This window comes from Pseudomonas sp. S3_B11 (genome assembly GCF_054667715.1).
The window spans coordinates 4226946-4246566 of sequence record NZ_CP162749.1 but is presented as its reverse complement, the minus strand read 5'-3'; the positions used below and the strand labels follow the sequence as shown (position 1 = coordinate 4246566).

Here is a 19621-nt window from a genome sequence, read left to right as displayed (position 1 = left end):
TCAACAGGTGTGTTGCCTGTTCAACCGCTATCGCGAGCAAGCTCGCTCCCACATTGGATCTCACTGGTTTTAAGTCAGTACTTACTCAGGTTCGTGCTGCTTTCAGGCACTTCAAGTCAGTGAAATCCTTCTTCACACCGTCGATCTTCTTCAGAAGCCGTTCGCGCTGGGGCGGGGTGCTTTCGGCCATCAGGTCCACCAGCAGGCTGCGGGCCTGGGCTTCGGTTTTGCTGAAGGCTTCGCGGTAGGCGGGGGTCCAGAGGCTTTCGCGGTTGACCAGCAATTGTTCGATGCGCTTGGGGAAGTCGGGGCTGTGGCGTTGGGCCACGGCTTCGCTGAACTGGTTTTGCCAGTGGGCGCGGTTGGCGATCCATTGCTGGTTCTGGTCCCCCAGGGCGGTGGACCAGGCCATCACCCGTTGGCGCTGGGCGTCGGTGAGCGGGCCGAGCCAGTCGTCCAGGCGTTTGACCATGCGGTCGCTGCGTTCCTGGATCTGTTCCTGCAACGTCGGCTTGAGGTACTGCTGCTGGCGTTTGCGCTGGTCCTTGACGAAGGCGGCGTCCATGTCATCGACTTGGTCGTCGTTCAGGCCTTGCAGCAGTTCGATGGCCGAGGGGGTGATTTCCCGGGCGGTTTCGGCGATGGCGGCCTCGGCTTCCCGGGTGCGTTGTTGCAAGGCTTCGTCGGTTACCTGGTCGGTTTGTACCATGGTCTTGAGGCGATCCAGCCAGTCGAGGTAACCGGGCAATTGGGTGGTGCAATGCCAGGTCAGATGGTCCTTGAGGCGTTCGTTGAACCAGTCTTTTTGCGCGCCTCTGATGTCCAGGTAATCGTTGAGGGTCCAGGGAATGATCAGGTCGAGGTTGCGGTAGGCCAGGCCTATGCGGCTGCAGGCGGTGAGCGTCAGCAACAGGGTGATGAACATGGCAGAGCGGGTCAACCAGCGCGGCATGAGCGAGTCCTTGCGAAGGCGGAGGTGCTTTGTTTGAGCATCGCAGACGCGCGGCAGTTCAGCCGATTAAATGCGTAACGCTTAGTAAAAAGGGTGGGCCATCTTGAGGGTCAGCAGGCTGTCGCATTCGCTGTTGTGGCCGGAGTATGCCGAGCAACTGCTGCCGCTGAGGCTTGAGTCGCTGTAGATCAGGTCCAGGTCGAGGCCCTTCCACGGGCGGGAAATTTTCAATGACCAGTCGCTGAAACTGCCGACATAACCGTTCTCGACCGAGACCGGTGTGTTGAGCTGGTGGGTGGTGTATTTGGCGCTGATGCCAATTCCGAACGGTATGTTGCCGCCCAGGTCGGCAAACAGCGTGCTGTTCTGTTTGTCCGGGTCGTTGCTCAGGGCCGCGCCGAAACGGCTGCCAAGCACGGTCAGGCCGCCGTAGAACTCTTGGCTGTCGAGGGTATCGACGGTGGGGTAGCTGTAGTGGATCAGGCCGACTTCGTAGCCCAGGGTCTGGTCGAAGGGTTGTTTAAAGCCCATGTAGGAATCGACTTCAAGGTCGGCGGAAGGTGTCAGGCCGGCGCTGGGTGACCACTGGCCGACGTACCAGCCGCTGTCGTGGCTCAGATCCAGGCCACCGTGGAACGAACCGCTGCTCGACGGCGTGACCAGGCCCTCGGCCATGCTACGGCTGGGCGTGGTACCAAGCTTGAGGTCGAAGTCGCCGAGCTCGCGCTGGAACACCTGCCCCTGAGCGAGGGAACAGGTCATTAGGCTGATCATCAGCAGAACAATAGGGATACGCATGCTTCACTCCATGAATAGCGAGAAGCAGGATCGGTCAAAAAGCTGAAACGCTTGAGCTAGAGAGGTGAAAGCATACCGGCGAATGCTCGGCTGTGAAGGCCGTTCGTCGATTGATGGGAAATGGGTGGGGCGGGGGAGGGTTCCAGTCCAAGCGCTTCGAAGCTCAAAGCGCTTTGGGACCAGGTGACGCGCAGGTTACTTCTTGCCCAGGCTGATCTGCTTGGACGGGCCGAATGTCTGGCCGCTGACGCCTTTGGCAATTTGCTGGATCTCGCCGCCGGACTTGAGGAACGCAGCGATCTGGTCGTTGATCGACTCGCTGGTTTCAACGGCTGGAGCTGGCTTTGATTTGCTGTTGGATGCTTTTACGCGCATGACGACCATTAACCTGTAGATAATTAATTGGGCCAGGCATCGTACAGGAAATACTTGACAATTGCTTGGTAAATATCCTTCTGAATTATCGCTGTCGTGACGGGAATAATAGACGACTCTCCTGCAATTATTGCCCTAAGCCTCTGTTTTAAATAACAACCGGGGGAGAAATAGGGCGCCGATGGCGAGCGATACGCAGCGCCGCTCGCCTGACGAATGGCCGTGGCTGGGGCGAAAGCCCAGGAAAATCAATGGTTGTGCAGGGCCTTGCTGGCAAACCTTGCCTGCAGCCACGAATCGCGCTGCAAAACCGGGTAGAATGCCGCCCACGCAATGAGGGTATTGGAAATGGCTTTAGTCGGGCGCTACAACAGTTTGCAAGTGGTTAAACACACTAACTTCGGTTTATATCTGGACGGCGGTGCGGACGGCGAAATCCTGCTGCCCAACCGTTATATTCCCAAGGATATTCCCAGCGAAGATGAAGACTGGCTCAATGTTTTCATTTATCTGGACAGCGACGACAAACTGATCGCTACCACGGAAAAACCCAAAGTTCAGGTCGGTGAGTTCGCCAGCCTGAAAGTGGCTGAAGTCAACAGCATCGGCGTGTTCCTGGACTGGGGCCTGCCCAAGGATCTGCTGCTGCCGTACTCCGAAGAAAAGCGCCAGATGACCGCTGGCGAGTACTGCGTGGTACACGTCTACCTCGACAAGCACACTCGCCGCATCACCGCCACAGCGCGCCTGGATCGTTACCTGGACAAGACGCCGGCCAACTACACGCCTGGCCAGGAAGTGGATTTGCTGGTCGCCGAAGCCACCGACATGGGGTTCAAGGCGATCATCAATAACAAGCACTGGGGCCTGATCCACAAGAACGAAATCTTCAAGTTCATGCGCGCCGGCAAGCAGGAAAAAGGCTTCATCAAGGAAATCCGCCCGGACGGCAAGATCAGCCTGAGCCTGCAGCCCGTGGGCCAGGAAGCCGCCACCAGCCTTAACGCGAAGATCCTCGCCAAGTTGCGTGAAAACAACGGCACCCTGCCGGTCAGTGACAAGAGCGACCCGGTGCTGATCAGCAGCCTGTTTGGCGTGAGCAAGGGCAACTTCAAGAAAGCCATTGGTGCGCTGTACAAGAATGGGCAGATTGTCATTCATGCCGATCGCATCGAGCTGAGCTGATCTTCAGTCGAGCCACTCATCTGTGGCAAGTAAGGGTTTTATGTGGCCAGCGAGGCCAGCTGTGGGAGCAAGGCTTGCCCGCGATGAAGGCGATGCGGTCTTTCTGAAACCGAGGCGCCTGTTTCGCGAGCAAGCTTTGCTCCCACATAGCGGTGCGCTGCGACTTTCCTCTGTATACAAAACCCTGCACCTTTAGCATGCACCCGCGCCCTGTTCGTGGGCGCATGCCTGCGCTTGCCCGGCTTAAACCCCCGCTGCACACCCCGGTTTGTCTCATATTTCGCGCCTATGGCACGCATTCTGCGTAGCAACGCGTATACAAACCATGCCGGCTCCCGTGCGCAGTATGGTGAGCAGATCGATACGGGGGCACGGCGGTACTCAAAGGAGCCCCGCAATGTCCGAGCAATTGCCCAACGGCTACAGCCCCCGCCTCTATAACGAGGACCTGGGCCCGCTGCCGCAGAAATGGAATTGGTACAACATCTTCGCCTTCTGGATGAGCGATGTGCACAGTGTGGGCGGCTATGTGTTTGCCGCCAGTCTGTTTGCGTTGGGGTTGGCGAGCTGGCAGGTGTTGATTGCCTTGCTCGGCGGGATCTGCATCGTGCAGTTGATCGCCAACCTGGTCGCCAGGCCGAGCCAGCAGGCGGCGGTGCCGTATCCGGTGATCTGTCGGCTGGCGTTCGGGGTGTTCGGGGCGAATATTCCGGCGGTCATTCGCGGCTTGATCGCCGTGGCCTGGTACGGCATTCAGACGTACCTGGCTTCCAGTGCTCTGATCATTGTGGTGCTACGGTTTTTTCCTTCGATGGAAGCCTACGCGACGCCGCATTTTGCCGGTTTGTCCTACCTGGGCTGGTTCGGTTTCCTCAGCTTGTGGTTTGTCCAGGCGCTGGTGTTCTGGACCGGTATGGAATCGATCCGTCGTTTCATCGACTGGGCCGGACCGGTGGTCTATGCCGTGATGTTCCTGTTGGCCGGTTGGATCGTGTGGAAGGCCGGTTGGAGCAATATCAGCTTCACCCTGGCGGAAAAGTCCCTGTCTGGTTGGCAGGCGTTTGGCCAGGTGATCGTGGCGACGGCGTTGGTGGTGTCGTACTTTTCCGGTCCGACCCTGAACTTCGGCGATTTCAGCCGTTACTGCCGGAGCATGTCTGACGTACGCCGGGGCAATTTCTGGGGGCTGCCGGTGAATTTCCTGGCGTTCTCCCTGGTCACCGTGGTGATTGTTTCCGGGACCTTGCCGGTGTTCGGCGAAATGCTTCATGACCCGATCGCCACTGTGGCGCGCATCGACAACAGTGTGGCCGTCTTGCTGGGCGCCTTTGCCTTTGTGACCGCCACCATCGGCATCAACATTGTCGCCAACTTCGTCTCCCCGGCGTTCGACTTCGCCAACGTCGCGCCCAGCAAGATCAGTTGGCGCGCTGGCGGCATGATCGCGGCGGTGGCCTCGATTTTCATCACGCCGTGGAACCTGTTCAATAACCCTGAAGTGATCCACTACACCCTTGACGTGCTGGCGGCGTTCATCGGTCCGCTGTTCGGGATCTTGCTGGTGGATTACTACCTGATCAAAAAGCAGCAGATCGACGTGGATGCGTTGTTCAATGACGGGCCGAGCGGGCGTTATTACTACAGTGGCGGCATCAACTGGACCGCGGTGAAGGCGTTGATTCCGGCCACGTTGATGGGCGTGGCGATCACCTTCACGCCGCTGCTGCAACCGATGGCCAACTTTGCCTGGTTCACCGGTTGCTTCCTTGGTGGGGTGTTGTATTTCGCTCTGGCGCGCCGCGAGCCGGCCGCGCAGCTGAACAAATCCCTCAGCCCGGCCGGCCAGGCCTGATCAACGCAGGGCAGTCTGGGCGCAAGGCCTCGCCGCGCCCTGGCTGGCGGGCCGCAGCAACAGGCCGCCGGCCAGCAGCAGACCGCTGCCGGCGATGATCAGCGCCGGTTGCAGGCCGCCGCTGAAATGGCTGCTCAGCGCCGCCAGCAGTGGCCCGCTGAGTTGGCCCACGGCAAAACAGGCGGTCAACAGGCCAGCGTTGCGCTGGGTGGCGTGGGGCGCCAGTTCCCGGGAGCGCAGCATCACCAGTTGCATGCAGGCCAGGAACGGCGTGCCACACAGGATCACGCCCAACGCCAGGCCCGGGCCGCTGCCCAGCAGGCAGGCAAATACCCCAGCGGCTTGCAGCCAGAGCGTACCGATCAGCCAGCGACCGGTGGTGTTCGGGTTGGGGCGACGCAGGCTGACCAGCAACACACCGGTGGCGGCGGCCAGGCCGAAGCAGGGCCAGAACAGGTCCGCCAGCCATTGCCCGTGGAACTGCGCCGAGGCCATTTGCGACAGGAACGTGGCCGGAATGATGTAGCCCACGCCATACAGGGCGTACACCACGCCCAGTCGAGCGATGCCACGGTTCGGCGAGGCGGGAACCGGCGCGGCAACGGTCGCGGTCGCGGCGGGTTGCGGCAGGATCGGCAAAATCACCAATAGCATCGCCAGCGCCACGCCGGCATACACCAGCCACAGGGTCGCGGAGGTCTGGCCCAGCAGGTTTGAGCCCAGCGCCAATAAGCCTGTCAGAAAAATCCCCAATCCAGGTCCAGCAAATACCAGGGCGCCGAGCCGTGGCCGTCCCGCTGCCGCTGCCAAGGGCTGGCTCAGGGCGGTGATCATCACCAGCACCCAGGCACTCGCCATGCCGGTGCCAAAGCGCAATGCCAGGTGTGGCCAGAAACCCCAGGCCCAGAACGAGGCCAAGGTCAGCAATACACACAGCCACAGGCCGCCGAGCAACCGCCGCCGCACCTGTTCCGGACGGCGGGCGAACATGGCGTCCAGCGCACCGAGGAAATAACCCAGGTAGTTGGCGGCGGCAATCAGACCGGCGGCGGTCAAGTCGAGCTGACCTTCGCCGATCAAATGAGGTAACTGGGGCGTAAGGGCGAAGCGGCCAATGCCCATGGCCATCATCAGCGCGATGAAACTGCCGAGCAGGCGAATAAGAGGTGACATGGTCGTTCTCCAGCGTCGAGGCGAATGACCGTCAGGCTAGGACCGATTGACTTTCATTAAAAATGAATAATAGTGAGTAACTTGTTCTTTTTTGGAGAAGGTTGTGGAGTTCAGCCAACTACGGATTTTCCAGGCCGTGGCCGAGGAAGGTTCCATCACCCGGGCCGCCGAGCGTCTGCACCGGGTGCCGTCGAATCTTTCGACCCGGCTCAAGCAGCTTGAAGAGCAACTGGGCGTGGACCTTTTCCTGCGTGAGCGTCAGCGTTTGCAGTTGTCACCGGCAGGAAAAGTCCTCTTGGACTATGCGGCCAAGCTGTTCGCCTTGCACGACGAAGCCCATGCGGCGGTGCAGGGCGGGCAACCGGCCGGGGACTTCCTGCTGGGCACGATGTACAGCACGGCGGCGACGCATCTGCCGGACTTGCTGGCGACTTATCACCGGGCGTATCCGGCGGTGAACCTGCAAGTGCAGTCCGGGCCGAGTGGCGAATTGCTCGAGGGCTTGCTCACCAATCGGCTCGACGCGGCGTTGGTGGACGGCCCGCTGGAGCTGGCGGGGCTGGATGGTGTGCCGTTGTGCGACGAGCGGTTGGTGCTGATTACCGAGGCCGATCATGCGCCGGTACGCAGCGCGCTGGATGTGCAGGGCCGCGCTGTGTTCACGTTCCGGCGAGGTTGCTCCTACCGGATGCGGTTGGAGGCCTGGTTTGCCCATGACCACGCGACCATGGGCCGGGCGATGGAAATCGAGTCTTACCAAGGGATGCTGGCGTGTGTGATCGCCGGGTCCGGGGTGGCGTTGATGTCGGAGTCGATGCTCGCCAGCCTGCCGGGCCGCGAGCGGGTGGCGGTGCACCCGTTGGTCGAGCCGTTTGCCAGTGCCACGACCTGGCTAATGTGGCGCAAAGGCATGGTCGGGGCCAACCTCAATGCTTGGATTGAATTGCAACAACAGGCTTGGCCGCGAGCGTCCATGACGACGGCGCAATCGGCTTGAACTCCGGGAGGTAGATTTGGATCAATTCAGTAACAGATCATTGCAAACTGAGACGAGCATTGCGTAGAACATCGGACTATTATCAGTGCGAAGGGGCCACAGTAATTTGCCGCTCGTACCACCCTGAGGGGGCACCACGATGAAAGAGAAAATCCAGAATTGGCTTCACGACCTGGGTGTCGCGCTTGGCCTGATCGAGCCACCGATGCAACCGGTACCGATCCGCACCGATGACGAGCAACGCCGCCGCCAACCGCGCCGCCGGTAAACCCACCAGGATTTGGAGAGATCGCAGTTGCGGACCATTTCAGTCGAGATGGCCCGCAACTGCGATCTTTTTTATGCCTGAAGACAACCAATGTGGGAGCGAGCTTGCTCGCGATAGCGGTGGACCGGCATGCATTCATGTTGAATGTACCGCCGTCATCGCGAGCAAGCTCGCTCCCACAGGGATCTCATTGCCCAGGGTTGTCGGTCAAACCACCTTGGCCACCACGCTCGGCCGTGGCGACAACAAGCTCACCAGCACAAAACTCACCAGCGCCACGCTCAGGCTGTAGTAGATCGGCGTGTTGGCGTCCAGGCCGTCCTTGAGCATGAAGAACAGCGCGGTCAGGAAGCCCAGCGACATGCTGCTGATCGCGCCGGCGGTGGTGGCGCGTTTCCAGTAGATGGCACCGATCAGCGGGATCAGCATGCCGCCCACCAACAGGTTGTAGGCCAGGGTCAGGGCGCTGATGACGTCACTGACCACCAGGGCGATCACCAAGACCACCGCCCCCATCAGCAGGGTCGCGATGCGGTTTTCGTGGACGTCGCCGCTGCCGCTTTCACGGCCCTGGCGCAGACGGGGCAGCAAGTCCTGGACCACCGTGGTGGACGCGGCGAGCAGGCCTGCCGCAGCGGTGGACATCAAGGCTGCCAGGGCCGCGGCGATCACCAATCCACGAATGCCGTTGGGCAGGCTGGTCTGGACGATGCTGGCGAAGGCGTTGTTGACGTTTTCCAGGTCCGGCAGCAACACCTTGGCCGCCATGCCGATCAACGCACCGGCCAGGCCGTACAGCACGCAGTACAGGCCGGCGGCGGTGCCAGCCACTTTGGCCACGCCTTCGCTGCGAGCGGTGAACACCCGCTGCCAGATGTCCTGGCCGATGAAGATGCCGAAGAAGTAGATCAGGAAGTAGGTGAGGATGGTGTCCCAGCCAATCGCGGTGAAGTCGAAGTAGCTGGCTGGCAATGCCGCCACCATCGCGTCCCAGCCGCCGGCATCGACGATGGACATCGGCATCAGCAGGAACACCAGGCCAACGGTCATGATCAGAAATTGCACGATGTCGGTGAGGGTCAGCGACCACATGCCGCCGATGGTGGAATACAGCACCACCACGCCACCGCCCACCAGGATCGACACCCAGAACGGCAAGCCGAACAGCACCTGCATCACGGTGCCGATGGCGATGGTCGAGGTGGCGCCGATCATCAGCGCATAAACCAGCATGATCAACGCACTGGCCTGGCGCGCGGCCGGGTTGTAGCGGCGCTCCAGCACCTGGGTCACGGTGTAGATCTTGAGCTTGAGCAACGGCTTGGCGAGGAACAGGCTCAGGCCGACGATGCCCAGGCCGATGGCGCCGCACAGCCAGAATCCGGAAATGCCGTAGACGTAGCCCAGGCGCACGGTGCCAATGGTGGACGCACCGCCCAGCACGGTGGCGGCCATGGTGCCCAGGTAAAAGCCCGGGCCGAGATTGCGCCCGGCGACCAGGTAGTCGTCACGGGTTTTGGCGCGGCGCATGCCGTACCAGCCGAGGGCGATCATGCCAGTGGCGTAGAGAAGAACGACGATTAAGTCCAAAGCCATGGTGGCGTGTCTCCGATTGTCTTTTTTGTAGTGAAGTCGGGGCGAAACAGTGCACTGATCGTTCCCACGCTCTGCGTGGAAATGCCGCCCGGGATGCTCCGCGTCCCTGCATGACGCAGAGCGTCACTGGCTGCATTCCTACGCAGTGCGTGGGAACGAGCAACACAGGGATTTCGTTTGCTCGGATCAGGCGGTTTGCCTGAGGGCGGGTTTATCGATAGGCACCGAAGCGTCCTTGCTCCGCGGATCCCCTGGCCCATACACCGCCGCCGGCTCTGGAAACAGGCTCAGCAGTACCAGGTACACCACCGAGGCCAGGCCCAGGGTCACCGGCAGGCTGATGTCGATCCCGCCAGCCAGTTCCCCCAGCGGCCCGACGAACTGCCCCGGCAGGTTGACGAAGCACAACCCAACCAGCGCGCTGGGGATCCATGCCCCCAGGCCGCGCCAGTTCCAGCCGTGGCTGAACCAGTAGCGCCCGCCGGTTTCGCCGCGAGTGAACACTTGCAGGTCATCCGGGCAGTAGAAGCCGCGGCGTACCAGCAGGCCGATGATCATGATCACCATCCACGGCGTGGTGCAGGTGATGATCAGCACGGCGAAGGTCGAGACGCTCTGCACCAGGTTCGCCGCGAAGCGGCCGATGAAGATGAACGCAATCGACAGCACGCCGATCAGCAGCGTCGCCTTGACCCGCGACAGCACCCGTGGAAACACGCTGGACATGTCCAGGCCGGTGCCATACAGCGATGTGGTGCCGGTGGACATGCCGCCGATCACCGCGATCAGGCACACCGGCAGGAAGAACCAGCTCGGCGAAACCGCCAGCAAGCCGCCCACGTAGTTGTTGGCCGCGATGTAGTCCGGTGCCTTGATCGCCACGATGGTGGCGGTGGCGAGGCCGAACAGGAACGGGATCAACGTCGCCAGCTGCGCAGCGATCACGGCCAACATGATGCGGCGCTTGGGCGTGTCGCGAGGGATGTAGCGCGACCAGTCACCCAGGAACGCACCGAAGGAAATCGGGTTGCTCATGGCTACCAGCGCCGCGCCGATGAACGCCGCCCAGAAGCCCGGCTGGCCGAGGCTGACGGTGCCGGCGAACTGGCTGTCGAAGGTCGGTGCGAAAGCCAGGATGCCCAGCAAAAACAGCAGGCTGGCGGCCCATACGGCGATGCGATTGACCCACAGCATGAAGCGGAAGCCGTAGATGCACACCGTCAAGACCAGCAGGGCGAACAGGCCGTAGGCCAGGCCCAGGCTCAGGTCGGTCTCTGGCACGCCGATCAGCCGCTTGGCGCCGCCGATCAACGCGTCCCCCGAACTCCACACCGACAGCGAGAAGAACGCGATGGCGGTCAGCAACGAGAGGAACGAGCCGACGATTCGCCCGTGCACGCCGAAGTGCGCACCGGACGACACCGCGTTGTTGGTACCGTTGAGCGGGCCGAACAGGCCCATGGGCGCAAGGATGATCGAACCCACCAGGACGCCCAGCACAATGGCCCAGACCCCGGCCTGGAATGACAGGCCGAACAGCACTGGGAAACTGCCGAGCACGGCGGTGGCGAAGGTGTTGGCGCCGCCGAAGATCAGGCGAAACAGGTCGCTTGGGCCGGCGGTTCGTTCGTGGTCCGGGATCTGTTCGACCCCGAAGGTTTCAATTTGCGTAAGGCTGTTGTCGTTATTGTTATGCATGATCTGCTCCGATCATAAAGGCGCGCCCGTCGTGTGCGGGCGTCACCTGTTGCTAAGGGATTGGCAGCCCTTCCGGCATTGCGGACAAATGTTCGTGGCAGGCCAGCCATAGGCCTTGTTGTTCTTGGCGAAACACAATGGTTTCGCGCTCCTGGCTAAAGTGCAGCTCCCCTTGCATGCGCAGCTCGGTGGCCACGTCATGGATGAAAATCGCCACGTCCCCTTGCAGGCTGACGAAGGCGTTGCTCGAGGTGCAATTGAGCACCTCGAAGCCATCCTCGGACCGCCAGCGATCCCACAACGCCTGGTAGGCATCGCGCGATAGCAGGGGCTGTTCGAGGGTGTAGAACACGAAACTCGCATCGGTGGTGAACGCGCCGAAGTAGGCGTCGCGGTCATTGCGGGCGAAGGCCGACACCAAATTTGCGGCGGCCTGGAGCACCTGGTCCTGTTCGCTCATGGGCGCACCTCAGCGATGAACCACGCCAGGCAGTACGCAGAGCATCTCGTACAGCAGGTTGGCGCCCAGCAGCGAGGTGTTGCCGGTGGTGTCGTACGGCGGCGAGACTTCTACCAGATCGCAACCGACCAGGTCGAGGCCCTGGCAGCCACGGACGATTTCGATCGCCTGGATGGTGGTCAGGCCGCCGATTTCCGGGGTGCCAGTGCCTGGCGCCCAGGCCGGGTCGATACCGTCGATGTCAAAGCTCAGGTACACCGGGCCGCCGCCGACTTTCTCACGGACTTCGGCCATCAGCGGGGCGAGGGATTTGTGCCAGCACTCTTCGGCCTGGACCACGCGGAAACCCTGGTTGCGGCTCCAGTTGAAATCATCGGCGGTGTAGCCCTGGGCCCGCAGGCCGATCTGCACCACGCGGTCGCAATCGAGCAGGCCTTCTTCCACGGCGCGGCGGAAGGTGGTGCCGTGGGCGATCTTCTCGCCGAACATGTGGTCGTTCACATCGGCGTGGGCGTCGATGTGCACCAGGCCGACCTTGCCGTGTTTCTTGTGGATGGCCCGCAGGATCGGCAGGGTGATGGTGTGGTCGCCACCCAGGGTCAGGGGGATGACGTTGTGTTCGAGGATCTTGTGGTACGACTCCTCGATGATCCGCACCGCGTCCAGCAGGTTGAAGGTGTTGATCGGCACGTCGCCGATGTCGGCCACCGACAGCGAGTCGAACGGCGCGGCGCCAGTGGCCATGTTGTAGGGGCGGATCATCACCGATTCGGCGCGGATCTCCCGCGGCCCGAAACGGGTGCCGGCGCGCAGGGAGGTGCCGATGTCCAGCGGCACGCCAACGAACGCAGCGTCCAGGCCGGCAGCGGTTTGCAAATGGGGGAGTCGCATCATGGTGGCGATGCCGCCGAAGCGCGGCATTTCGTTGCCGCCCAGTGGTTGGTGAAGAATCTTGTCCACGGGTAGGGCCTCATCGTTGTTTTATTTATCAGGGGCCGATTCTGCGAAAAGCCTGGGATGGGAAGAATCGCTGGGGGCAAATACTTAGTTCAGATTTTTCTAAACTAACGCGGGGTGGGGCGATAGACTCGCGATTGATCTGTTGAAGCAACACTGTGGGAGCAAGGCTTGCCCGCGATGAAGTTCATGCGGTTTCCTCTAGAACCGAGGCGCCTGTATCGCGAGCAAGCTTTGCTCCCACAGATAAATCCCCTCGCCACAAAGTTTGCAGTGACCTGTCTGTATGGAGACACCCCCAATGGCCAACGCTCTACCCGACCTGAAACTGCTGCGCATTTTCGTCAGCGTGGTCCGGCACCAGGGTTTCGCCAACGCTCAACACGAGCTCAACCTGTCCACGTCGGCCATCAGCACCTACATGAGCCAGCTTGAGTCGGCCCTGGGCCTGGTGTTGTGTCATCGCGGCCGGGGCGGGTTCAGCCTGACCAGCAAGGGCGAGTTGTTCCATCAGGAAACCTTGCGCCTGTTGGGCGAGCTCGAAGGGTTCGAGCAGTACGCCGCCGCGCTCAAGGGGGAGCTGCGCGGCACCTTGAACCTGGGGGTGATCGACTCCACCGTCAGCGATAAGGCCTTGCCATTCGCCGAAGCCATCGGTGCCTACAGCCAGGAGCATCCGGCGGTGCATTTGCACCTGTCGGTCATGAGCCCTTACGAGTTGCAACTCGGTGTACAGGACAACCGCCTGGACCTGGCCATCGGTGCGTTTTCCACGCGCATGAGCGGGCTGGTCTACATGCCGCTGTACCGTGAGCAGCACTGGTTGTATTGCAGCAACCGTCACCCGTTGTTCAACGAGCGGCGCATCCCCGAGCAGGTCATCACCCAGCAGCGCATGGTCGGGCGCGGTTACTGGAGCCAGGCCGAACTGGCTCGCCATGGCTTCAAGCACAGCGCGGCGACGGTGGAGAGCATGGAGGCGCAGTTGATCCTGGTGTTGTCCGGGGCCTACGTCGGTTACCTGCCTGAACACTACGCCCAGGCTTGGGTCGACAAGGGCGACTTGCGCGTGCTGCTGCCGGCGACCTTCGGCTATCAGGCGCCGTTTTCGATGATCGTGCGCCGTGGCCGCAGCCGCGAGCCGCTGATCCAGACCTTCCGCGATTTGCTCAAAGCTCAACTGAATCAGGCCTGATCATGTCCAGAACTCAATGCCCGCGCTGTCAACGACCGCAAAGCCACTGTCTGTGCCCGTTGATCCCCAGCCTCGACAGCCGCACCCGCGTCTTGCTGTTGCAGCATCCCAGCGAAGTGAACCATGCCTTGAACACCGCCCGCTTGGCGGCGTTGGGGCTTAACAACGCTGAACTGATCGTGGGCGAGGTGTTCGAGGATTTGCCCAGGTTGCTCAATCAGCCGGGTTATCAGGCGCGGTTGTTGTTTCCGGCTGACGATGCACAACCGCTGCAAGCCTATGCGCCCTGCGATGAGCCGTTGCTGCTGGTCGTTCCCGACGGTACCTGGCGCAAGGCGCGCAAGCTGTTGCACCTCAACCCGCTGCTGGCGGCGTTGCCGAGGGTTACGTTGGCCGAGGGCGGGGTGTCTCGTTATCGTTTGCGCAAGGCACCGGGGCCGGGAGCGTTGTCGACGGTGGAAGCGATTGTCCAGGCGTTGCAGGTGCTTGAGGCGCCGGCGAGCTTCGAGGGGTTGCTGAGGCCGTTCGAGGCGTTGATCGAGGGGCAGATAGCGGCGATGGGGGAGGAGGTTTTTCGGCATAACCATGCTGGGAAATAATGGTTGTCCTCGCTGACGCCATCGCGAGCAAGCTCGCTCCCACAGTTGATCTTCAGTGCACACAAGATTTGTGGTCGCCACAGATCCAATGTGGGAGCGAGCTTGCTCGCGATGGCGGCCTCATGACCAGAGAAGAGCCCAGCTGGAACCTACCGCTCGCGCATTGCCTCGGTCCGCGCCTTCAACACCGGCTTGAGCAAGTAATCCAGGACACTTTTCTCCCCAGTGATGATGTCCACCGTCGCGACCATTCCCGGAATGATCAGCAAGGGCTTGGCATCCCCGCCCAAGTGGTTTTTGTCGGTGCGCACCTGGATCAGGTAGAAGCTGTTGCCCTTGTCGTCGGTAATGGTGTCGGCGCCGATCAGTTCGAGTTTGGCGCTCAGCCCGCCATAGATCGTGTAGTCGTAGGCGCTGAATTTGACCATGGCTTTCTGGCCCGGGTGCAGGAACGCCACGTCCTGAGGGCGGACCTTGGCTTCGATCAGCAGGTTGTCTTCCAGGGGCACGATTTCCACCATGTCGTTACCTGGCTGCACCACACCGCCGATGGTGTTGACCTTCAGTTGCTTGATCACCCCATGCACCGGCGAGACTACGGTGGTGCGGGTCACGCGGTCGTCGATGGCGATGCTCGAGGCGGTGATTTTCGACAGTTCGGTGCGCTTCTCGTTGAGGTCCTTGGCTGCCTCGGAGCGAAAGGTCTGCTCCGATTCGTCGATCTTGCTTTTGATCTCGTTGATCGCCGATTCCGCCCGGGGAATGGCCAGGGTGGTGGCGTTGAGCGAACCGCGGATTTCCACCGCGCTGCGTTTGAGCCGCAGGATCTCCACCGGTGATACCGCCCCGGTGCGCACCAGCGGGGCAGACATGTTCATTTCTTCTTGCAGCAAGGCCAGGGCCGAGCTGAACTGGCCTTGCTTGGAGCGAAACTCTGCCAGTTCCTGGGTCTTCTGCCGCAGCTGTTCGGTCAGGGTGCGTTGTTCGCTGGCCAGGCGCCGTTGCCGTTGTTCGTACAGTGAACGCTCGTCCTCGGCCACTTGCGGGGCCTTGGCGATCACCTCGGTTGAAAGCTTGAACGGCCGGCCCTCGGCCTCGGCCGACAGGCGCTCGACCTGGGCGGTCAAGGCATAGCGGTCGGCCTCGCTCTCGCCCTTGTTCGACAGGAAACGCGTGTCGTCCAGGCGCAGCAGGGTGTCGCCCTTGTTCACCATCTGGCCTTCACGGACGAAAATCTCAGTGACGATGCCACCCTCCAGGTTCTGGATCACCTGGATCTTGCTCGACGGAATCGCCTTGCCTTCGCCGGTGGTGACTTCCTGCAACACCGCGAACTTCGCCCAGACCAGCCCAGTGATGATCAACCCGGCGGCCAGCCACACGGTAACGCGCGAGCGGCGCGGCGAATCCTGCAGCGTGGCGCCGGCGGTTTCCGGCATGAACTCGCTTTCGGCGCTTTTGCTGAAACTGCCGAAGTAGCTTCGGGCGGCTGAATCCGGTGTTTGAGCAGACATGGGGCGGTACCCGTCAGTGAGAGAAAATAAAGCCAAACACATACCTGTGGCTTGAGAGGGTTATCTGTGGGAGCAAGGCTTTTGTGGGAGCAAGGCTTGCCCGCGATACAGGCGCCTCGGTTCCAGTGAGACCGCATCGGCTTCATCGCGGGCAAGCCTTGCTCCCACACAAACCTGTTCCCACACAAACCTTGCTCCCACAGGTTGCGGTGTTGTTTCTATACCGCCGCGGAGCCCACCCGGCCCTTGCGCAGCGCATCGATCACCGCCTCTTTCGGGCCATCGGCCACGATCCGGCCGTTATCCAGCACCACCAGGCGGTCCACCAGGCTCAGCATCGAGGTGCGGTGGGTGACCAGCAGCACGGTCTTGCCCTGCACATGGGTATGCAGCTTTTGCCGCAAGACGTCTTCGCTGCTGTTGTCCATGGCGCTGGTGGGTTCGTCCAGCAGCAGGATCGGCGGGTCGAGCAGCAAGGCCCGGGCCAGTAGCACGGCCTGGCGTTGGCCGCCGGAGAGCAGTTGCCCGCGCTCGCCCACCGGGCGGTCGAAACCTTGGGGATGTTGGCGCGCCAGTTCGGTGACACCGGTCAGTTCCGCCACTTCCAGCATGCGCGCGTCGCTGATGTAGCGGGCGCCCAAGGTGAGATTGTCCCGCAGGCTACCGGCCAGCAGCGGCAGGTCATGGGCGACGTAGCCGATCTGTTGGCGCAGGTCGGCGACGTCCAGTTGCCGCAGGTCCAGGCCGTCGAGCAGCAACTGGCCTTCCTCCGGCGCGTAGAAACCCATCACCAGGCGCGCCAGGGTGCTCTTGCCCGAGCCACTGCGGCCGATGATCCCGACCCGTTCGCCGGGCTTGAGGCTGAAGCTGATATTGGCCAGCGCCGGAGTGCTCTGGCCGTTGTAGTGGAAGGTCACGCCACTGACGTCCAGCGCGCCCTGCAACTGGGTGCGATCCAACGGCCGTTGTTTGGCATCGCGTTCCTGGGGCAGCGCCATCAAGGCATCGGTGCTGCGCATGGTGAGCTGGGCTTGCTGGTAACGGGTGATCAGCCCGGCGATCTGCCCCAGCGGCGCTAGTACTCGGCTGCCGAGCATGTAGGTCGCCACCAGCGCGCCGACGCTGAGGTTGCCGGCGATGATGCTGTAGACCCCGGCGACGATGGTCGCCATGCCCGCCAGTTGTTGCAGGAACAACGTGCCGTTGGTCGCCAGTGCCGACAGATTGCGCGCATGGCTGTCCAGGCGGGTGAGGGCGCCGTGGGTGCTTTCCCACTGATGCTGGCGCTCGCTCTCGGCGCTGCAGGCCTTGAGGGTTTCCAGGCCGCCGAGGGTTTCGATCAGCAGTGCCTGGCGCTGGGCGCCCAGCGCCAGGCTTTTTTCCACGGTGTCGCGCAGGCGCGCCTGGATGATCATTGCGAAGACAATGGTGATTGGAAACGCCACCACCGGAATCACCACCAGCCAGCCACCCAGCAGGCCGATCACCACCAGCATCAGCAGGGCGAAGGGCAGGTCGATCAGGCTGGTGAGGGTCACTGCCGTGAGGAATTCGCGCAGGCCCTGGAAGTCGTGGATGCTCTGGGCGAAGCCGCCGATTGTCACTGGCTTGGCCTTCATCGCCATGCCGGTGATGCGCTCGAACAGGGTGGCGGAGAGAATCACGTCGGTTTTCTTGCCGGCGGTGTCCAGCAGATGGGCGCGCACTACCCGTAACACCAGTTCGAAGCCGGTGCCGATCAACAACCCCACGGCCAGCACCCACAAGGTCGACGTGGCCTGGTTCGGCACCACGCGGTCGTAGGTCTGCATGACGAACAGCGGCACCATCAGGCCCAGCAGGTTAATCAGGAAACTCGCCAGGATCGCGTCGCTGTACAGCCAGCGCGACAGTTTCAAGGTGTCGCGAAACCACGCCTCGACCCGCGGCACCAGGGGCGCGCGCAGGTCTTCGAGTTCATGGCGCGGCCGGGCGAACAAGGCCTGGCCACTGTAGTCGAGGTTCAGTTCCTCGCGGCTGACCCACTGCTCGCCGCCGTCGGCTTCGCTGGGCAGGATCAGCGCCTTGCCATCCTCGCCCCAGCGCCTGAGTACCGCACAGCGGCCCCCCGCCAGGATCAGCATCACTGGCAGGTTCAGGGGCGAGATATCCGCCAGCTCACGACGCAACAGTCGCGCCTGCAAGCTTGCCCGGGCCGCTGCGCGTGGCAGCAGGTCCAGGCTCAAGCGTTGGTGCGCCATAGGAAGCCCGGCGCTGAGGCTGGCGCGGCTGACCGTCGCACCATGGAGTTTGCAGAGGATCAACAGACCGTCCAGCAAGGGATCATCGAAATTCAGGCGCGGATCGGCGCCAAGGGTTGCGGGTTCCATGCTGGTCACATTGTTCGCTCCCATTTTTTTGGAGGGGGCTACTTCAGTTCCGGCAGCCGAGCCTGGTTCTTGACTTCGGTCTGCGCGACCGCATCGGCCGGCAGCACGATCCGTTGTTTGTGCAGCAGCAGGCCCATGTTCGCCAGTACCCGGTACATCGAGTACTCCTCGGTGTAGCGCACCTCGGTGTAGCGACGGTTGGCGTTGTACAGCTCGTTTTCGCTGTCGAGCACGTCGAGCAAGGTCCGCTGGCCGAGACCGAACTGATCCTGGTAGGCGGCGCGCACGCGGGAAGTGGTTTCGGCGTATTCGCGGGCGGTGGGGGTCTGTTTACGGGCGTTGAGCATCGCGTTCCAAGCCAGGCGCGTGTCTTCGTTGAGCTGGCGCAGGGCATTGTTGCGGATGTCCATGGCCTGGTTGATCTGGTGAGCATTGGACGCCAGCCGCGCCTTGTCGCTGCCACCGCGGAACAGGTTGTAGTTCATCACCACGCCGACCCGCCAGTTGTTGTCGTGGCCTTCTTCACCACCGATATTGTTATTGGCGCCCACCGCCGCCTCGGCGTCGAAGCGCGGGTAGAACGGCGACTTCGCCACTTCGTACTGGCTCTCGGCGGACTGTATGTCGGCCTGGGCCGATTTCAGGTACGGGTTGTTATCCACCATGCTTTGCTGGGCGTCGCGCAGGTCGGCAGGCAGTTCGCCTTTGGTCGAGGGCGGCGTTTCCAGTTCATCGGGCATGCGCCCGACCACGCTGTAGAAGTTCGTCTCGGCGTCGGCCAGGTCGACCTGGGCGGTGTCGTAGTTGTTTTCCGCCAGGGCCCGACGGGCGTTGGACTGGTCGGAGTCGGCCGTACTGCCCACCCCGCGCTGGGTGCGCAGGCCGATCTGGTCGTTGACCCGCAGGTGCGCTTGCAGGTTGTTCTTGGCCAGGGTCACCAGTTCGCGACGCTTGAGCACTTCCAGGTAGACCTCGATGGTGCGCAGCGCCAGATCCTGGGCGGTGCCCTGGGCGTAATAGGCCCGGGAGTTGACCACGCCCTGGGTGCGTTCCACTTCATTGGCGGTGTTGAACCCGTCGAAGATCATCTGTCGCAGGCGCAGCTCCGACTGGGTGTAGGTCAGGATATTGGTGTGGTGATTGCCCAAGGCCCGGGTGTTGGTGTTGTCGCTATAGCCACGACCGTAACCGGCATTCAAATCCACCGACGGGAAAAAGCCCCCTCGGGCGACCTTGACGTCTTCATTGGCCGACAGACGGCTGTCCACCCGTTGTGCCAGCTCAGGGTGAGTGGCAATGGTGCTCTGGATCGCTTCGGTCAAGGACATGGCCTGCGCCTGAGAGGAGCAGGCCATGGCCAGCAAAACCGCGCTGCAGAGGGGGGTTAGAACGCGCATGGGGTGCATCTCCTGAGGTCCGTAGTGCTTCGCTTGTCGCCAAAATATTGACGTGTTTAAGATCAAAACCGTTTCAACCTTGTAACAACACAGCTAAGAACATCCTGAGCAAAACCTAAGAAGAATTTCTCATAAGACTTATGCCGAAAAAAACTTATGTACTTGAAAAAAACCGGCACATTGTTCAAAGCGAAAGCCTTTGAATCTGCGGGTTCTGACGGCTTTTAGGCGTCAAT

17 protein-coding genes are annotated in these 19621 nt (G+C 61.8%); 6 read left to right on the top strand and 11 right to left on the bottom strand.

From position 1 onward, the window contains the following. Positions 1-85: 85 nt before the first annotated feature. The 3 genes from AB4O22_RS19000 to AB4O22_RS18990 all read right to left on the bottom strand — a co-directional run bounded on the left by AB4O22_RS19000 (position 86) and on the right by AB4O22_RS18990 (position 2134). The gene (locus tag AB4O22_RS19000) at positions 86-952 is read right to left on the bottom strand and encodes a DUF6279 family lipoprotein (RefSeq protein WP_223472325.1); all 867 of its coding nucleotides are present in this window, start codon (positions 950-952) and stop codon (positions 86-88) included. Between the two features lie 81 nt (positions 953-1033). Then, entirely contained in the window at positions 1034-1750 is a 717-nt protein-coding gene (locus tag AB4O22_RS18995) for a TorF family putative porin (protein WP_223472324.1), read from the bottom strand. 195 nt (positions 1751-1945) lie between these two features. Next, positions 1946-2134 carry a hypothetical protein gene (locus AB4O22_RS18990; protein WP_172436054.1) on the bottom strand — a complete coding sequence of 63 codons (189 nt, stop codon included), beginning with the start codon at positions 2132-2134 and terminating at the stop codon, positions 1946-1948. Between the two features lie 339 nt (positions 2135-2473). Between AB4O22_RS18990 and AB4O22_RS18985 the strand changes: the two genes are divergently transcribed. Beyond that, positions 2474-3310 (top strand): CvfB family protein, encoded by an 837-nt coding sequence (locus AB4O22_RS18985; RefSeq protein ID WP_013692512.1) that lies wholly within the window; start codon positions 2474-2476, stop codon positions 3308-3310. A gap of 397 nt (positions 3311-3707) precedes the next feature. After that, positions 3708-5162: an NCS1 family nucleobase:cation symporter-1 gene (locus AB4O22_RS18980; protein ID WP_013692513.1), complete on the top strand. Its 1455-nt coding sequence runs from the start codon at positions 3708-3710 to the stop codon at positions 5160-5162. On the opposite strand, the gene AB4O22_RS18975 is transcribed toward AB4O22_RS18980, so the two are convergent. Beyond that, positions 5163-6335 (bottom strand): MFS transporter, encoded by a 1173-nt coding sequence (locus tag AB4O22_RS18975; RefSeq protein WP_223472323.1) that lies wholly within the window; start codon positions 6333-6335, stop codon positions 5163-5165. A 103-nt stretch (positions 6336-6438) separates the two neighbouring features. Between AB4O22_RS18975 and ptrR the strand changes: the two genes are divergently transcribed. Together ptrR and AB4O22_RS18965 are read left to right on the top strand one after the other, a co-directional pair. Then, positions 6439-7332: a putrescine utilization regulator PtrR gene (gene ptrR, locus AB4O22_RS18970; protein WP_003198970.1), complete on the top strand. Its 894-nt coding sequence runs from the start codon at positions 6439-6441 to the stop codon at positions 7330-7332. 139 nt (positions 7333-7471) lie between these two features. Then, complete coding sequence (locus AB4O22_RS18965; protein ID WP_003198971.1) at positions 7472-7600, top strand: PA1414 family protein; 129 nt, start codon at positions 7472-7474, stop codon at positions 7598-7600. Positions 7601-7807: 207 nt separating this feature from the next. On the opposite strand, the gene AB4O22_RS18960 is transcribed toward AB4O22_RS18965, so the two are convergent. From AB4O22_RS18960 to speB, 4 genes are all read right to left on the bottom strand, one after another. Further along, positions 7808-9196 carry a sodium:solute symporter family protein gene (locus AB4O22_RS18960; protein ID WP_027911617.1) on the bottom strand — a complete coding sequence of 463 codons (1389 nt, stop codon included), beginning with the start codon at positions 9194-9196 and terminating at the stop codon, positions 7808-7810. 186 nt (positions 9197-9382) lie between these two features. Continuing rightward, positions 9383-10897, bottom strand: coding sequence for a purine-cytosine permease family protein (locus AB4O22_RS18955; protein WP_223472349.1), 1515 nt, complete (start codon positions 10895-10897; stop codon positions 9383-9385). Positions 10898-10946: 49 nt separating this feature from the next. After that, a complete protein-coding gene (locus AB4O22_RS18950) occupies positions 10947-11354 on the bottom strand; it encodes a YybH family protein (protein ID WP_043042754.1) in 408 nt (135 codons plus the stop codon). Positions 11355-11363: 9 nt separating this feature from the next. Then, on the bottom strand, positions 11364-12314 hold the full coding sequence (speB, locus tag AB4O22_RS18945; RefSeq protein ID WP_003198979.1) for an agmatinase: 951 nt from the start codon (positions 12312-12314) through the stop codon (positions 11364-11366). A gap of 298 nt (positions 12315-12612) precedes the next feature. On the opposite strand from speB, the gene AB4O22_RS18940 reads away from it, so the two are divergent. Both AB4O22_RS18940 and AB4O22_RS18935 read left to right on the top strand, forming a co-directional pair. After that, the gene (locus tag AB4O22_RS18940; protein WP_003184133.1) at positions 12613-13506 is read left to right on the top strand and encodes a LysR family transcriptional regulator; all 894 of its coding nucleotides are present in this window, start codon (positions 12613-12615) and stop codon (positions 13504-13506) included. 2 nt (positions 13507-13508) lie between these two features. After that, positions 13509-14105 carry a tRNA-uridine aminocarboxypropyltransferase gene (locus AB4O22_RS18935; protein ID WP_460096952.1) on the top strand — a complete coding sequence of 199 codons (597 nt, stop codon included), beginning with the start codon at positions 13509-13511 and terminating at the stop codon, positions 14103-14105. A gap of 149 nt (positions 14106-14254) precedes the next feature. On the opposite strand, the gene AB4O22_RS18930 is transcribed toward AB4O22_RS18935, so the two are convergent. From AB4O22_RS18930 to AB4O22_RS18920, 3 genes are all read right to left on the bottom strand, one after another. Beyond that, complete coding sequence (locus tag AB4O22_RS18930; RefSeq protein WP_460096950.1) at positions 14255-15619, bottom strand: HlyD family type I secretion periplasmic adaptor subunit; 1365 nt, start codon at positions 15617-15619, stop codon at positions 14255-14257. A gap of 218 nt (positions 15620-15837) precedes the next feature. After that, complete coding sequence (locus AB4O22_RS18925) at positions 15838-17997, bottom strand: type I secretion system permease/ATPase (protein ID WP_028237341.1); 2160 nt, start codon at positions 17995-17997, stop codon at positions 15838-15840. 29 nt (positions 17998-18026) lie between these two features. Continuing rightward, complete coding sequence (locus tag AB4O22_RS18920; protein WP_223472322.1) at positions 18027-19385, bottom strand: TolC family outer membrane protein; 1359 nt, start codon at positions 19383-19385, stop codon at positions 18027-18029. Positions 19386-19621: the final 236 nt, after the last annotated feature.

Excerpts from the sequence above, each read along its gene's own strand:
- AB4O22_RS18930 (WP_460096950.1), bottom strand. The coding sequence starts at position 15,619 with ATGTCTGCTCAAACACCGGATTCAGCCGCCCGAAGCTACTTCGGCAGT.
- AB4O22_RS18995 (WP_223472324.1), bottom strand. The coding sequence starts at position 1,750 with ATGCGTATCCCTATTGTTCTGCTGATGATCAGCCTAATGACCTGTTCC.
- AB4O22_RS18960 (WP_027911617.1), bottom strand. The coding sequence starts at position 9,196 with ATGGCTTTGGACTTAATCGTCGTTCTTCTCTACGCCACTGGCATGATC.
- AB4O22_RS18980 (WP_013692513.1), top strand. The coding sequence starts at position 3,708 with ATGTCCGAGCAATTGCCCAACGGCTACAGCCCCCGCCTCTATAACGAG.
- AB4O22_RS18940 (WP_003184133.1), top strand. The coding sequence starts at position 12,613 with ATGGCCAACGCTCTACCCGACCTGAAACTGCTGCGCATTTTCGTCAGC.
- AB4O22_RS19000 (WP_223472325.1), bottom strand. The coding sequence starts at position 952 with ATGCCGCGCTGGTTGACCCGCTCTGCCATGTTCATCACCCTGTTGCTG.
- AB4O22_RS18935 (WP_460096952.1), top strand. The coding sequence starts at position 13,509 with ATGTCCAGAACTCAATGCCCGCGCTGTCAACGACCGCAAAGCCACTGT.
- AB4O22_RS18975 (WP_223472323.1), bottom strand. The coding sequence starts at position 6,335 with ATGTCACCTCTTATTCGCCTGCTCGGCAGTTTCATCGCGCTGATGATG.
- AB4O22_RS18985 (WP_013692512.1), top strand. The coding sequence starts at position 2,474 with ATGGCTTTAGTCGGGCGCTACAACAGTTTGCAAGTGGTTAAACACACT.
- AB4O22_RS18950 (WP_043042754.1), bottom strand. The coding sequence starts at position 11,354 with ATGAGCGAACAGGACCAGGTGCTCCAGGCCGCCGCAAATTTGGTGTCG.
- AB4O22_RS18990 (WP_172436054.1), bottom strand. The coding sequence starts at position 2,134 with ATGGTCGTCATGCGCGTAAAAGCATCCAACAGCAAATCAAAGCCAGCT.
- AB4O22_RS18920 (WP_223472322.1), bottom strand. The coding sequence starts at position 19,385 with ATGCGCGTTCTAACCCCCCTCTGCAGCGCGGTTTTGCTGGCCATGGCC.
- AB4O22_RS18965 (WP_003198971.1), top strand. The coding sequence starts at position 7,472 with ATGAAAGAGAAAATCCAGAATTGGCTTCACGACCTGGGTGTCGCGCTT.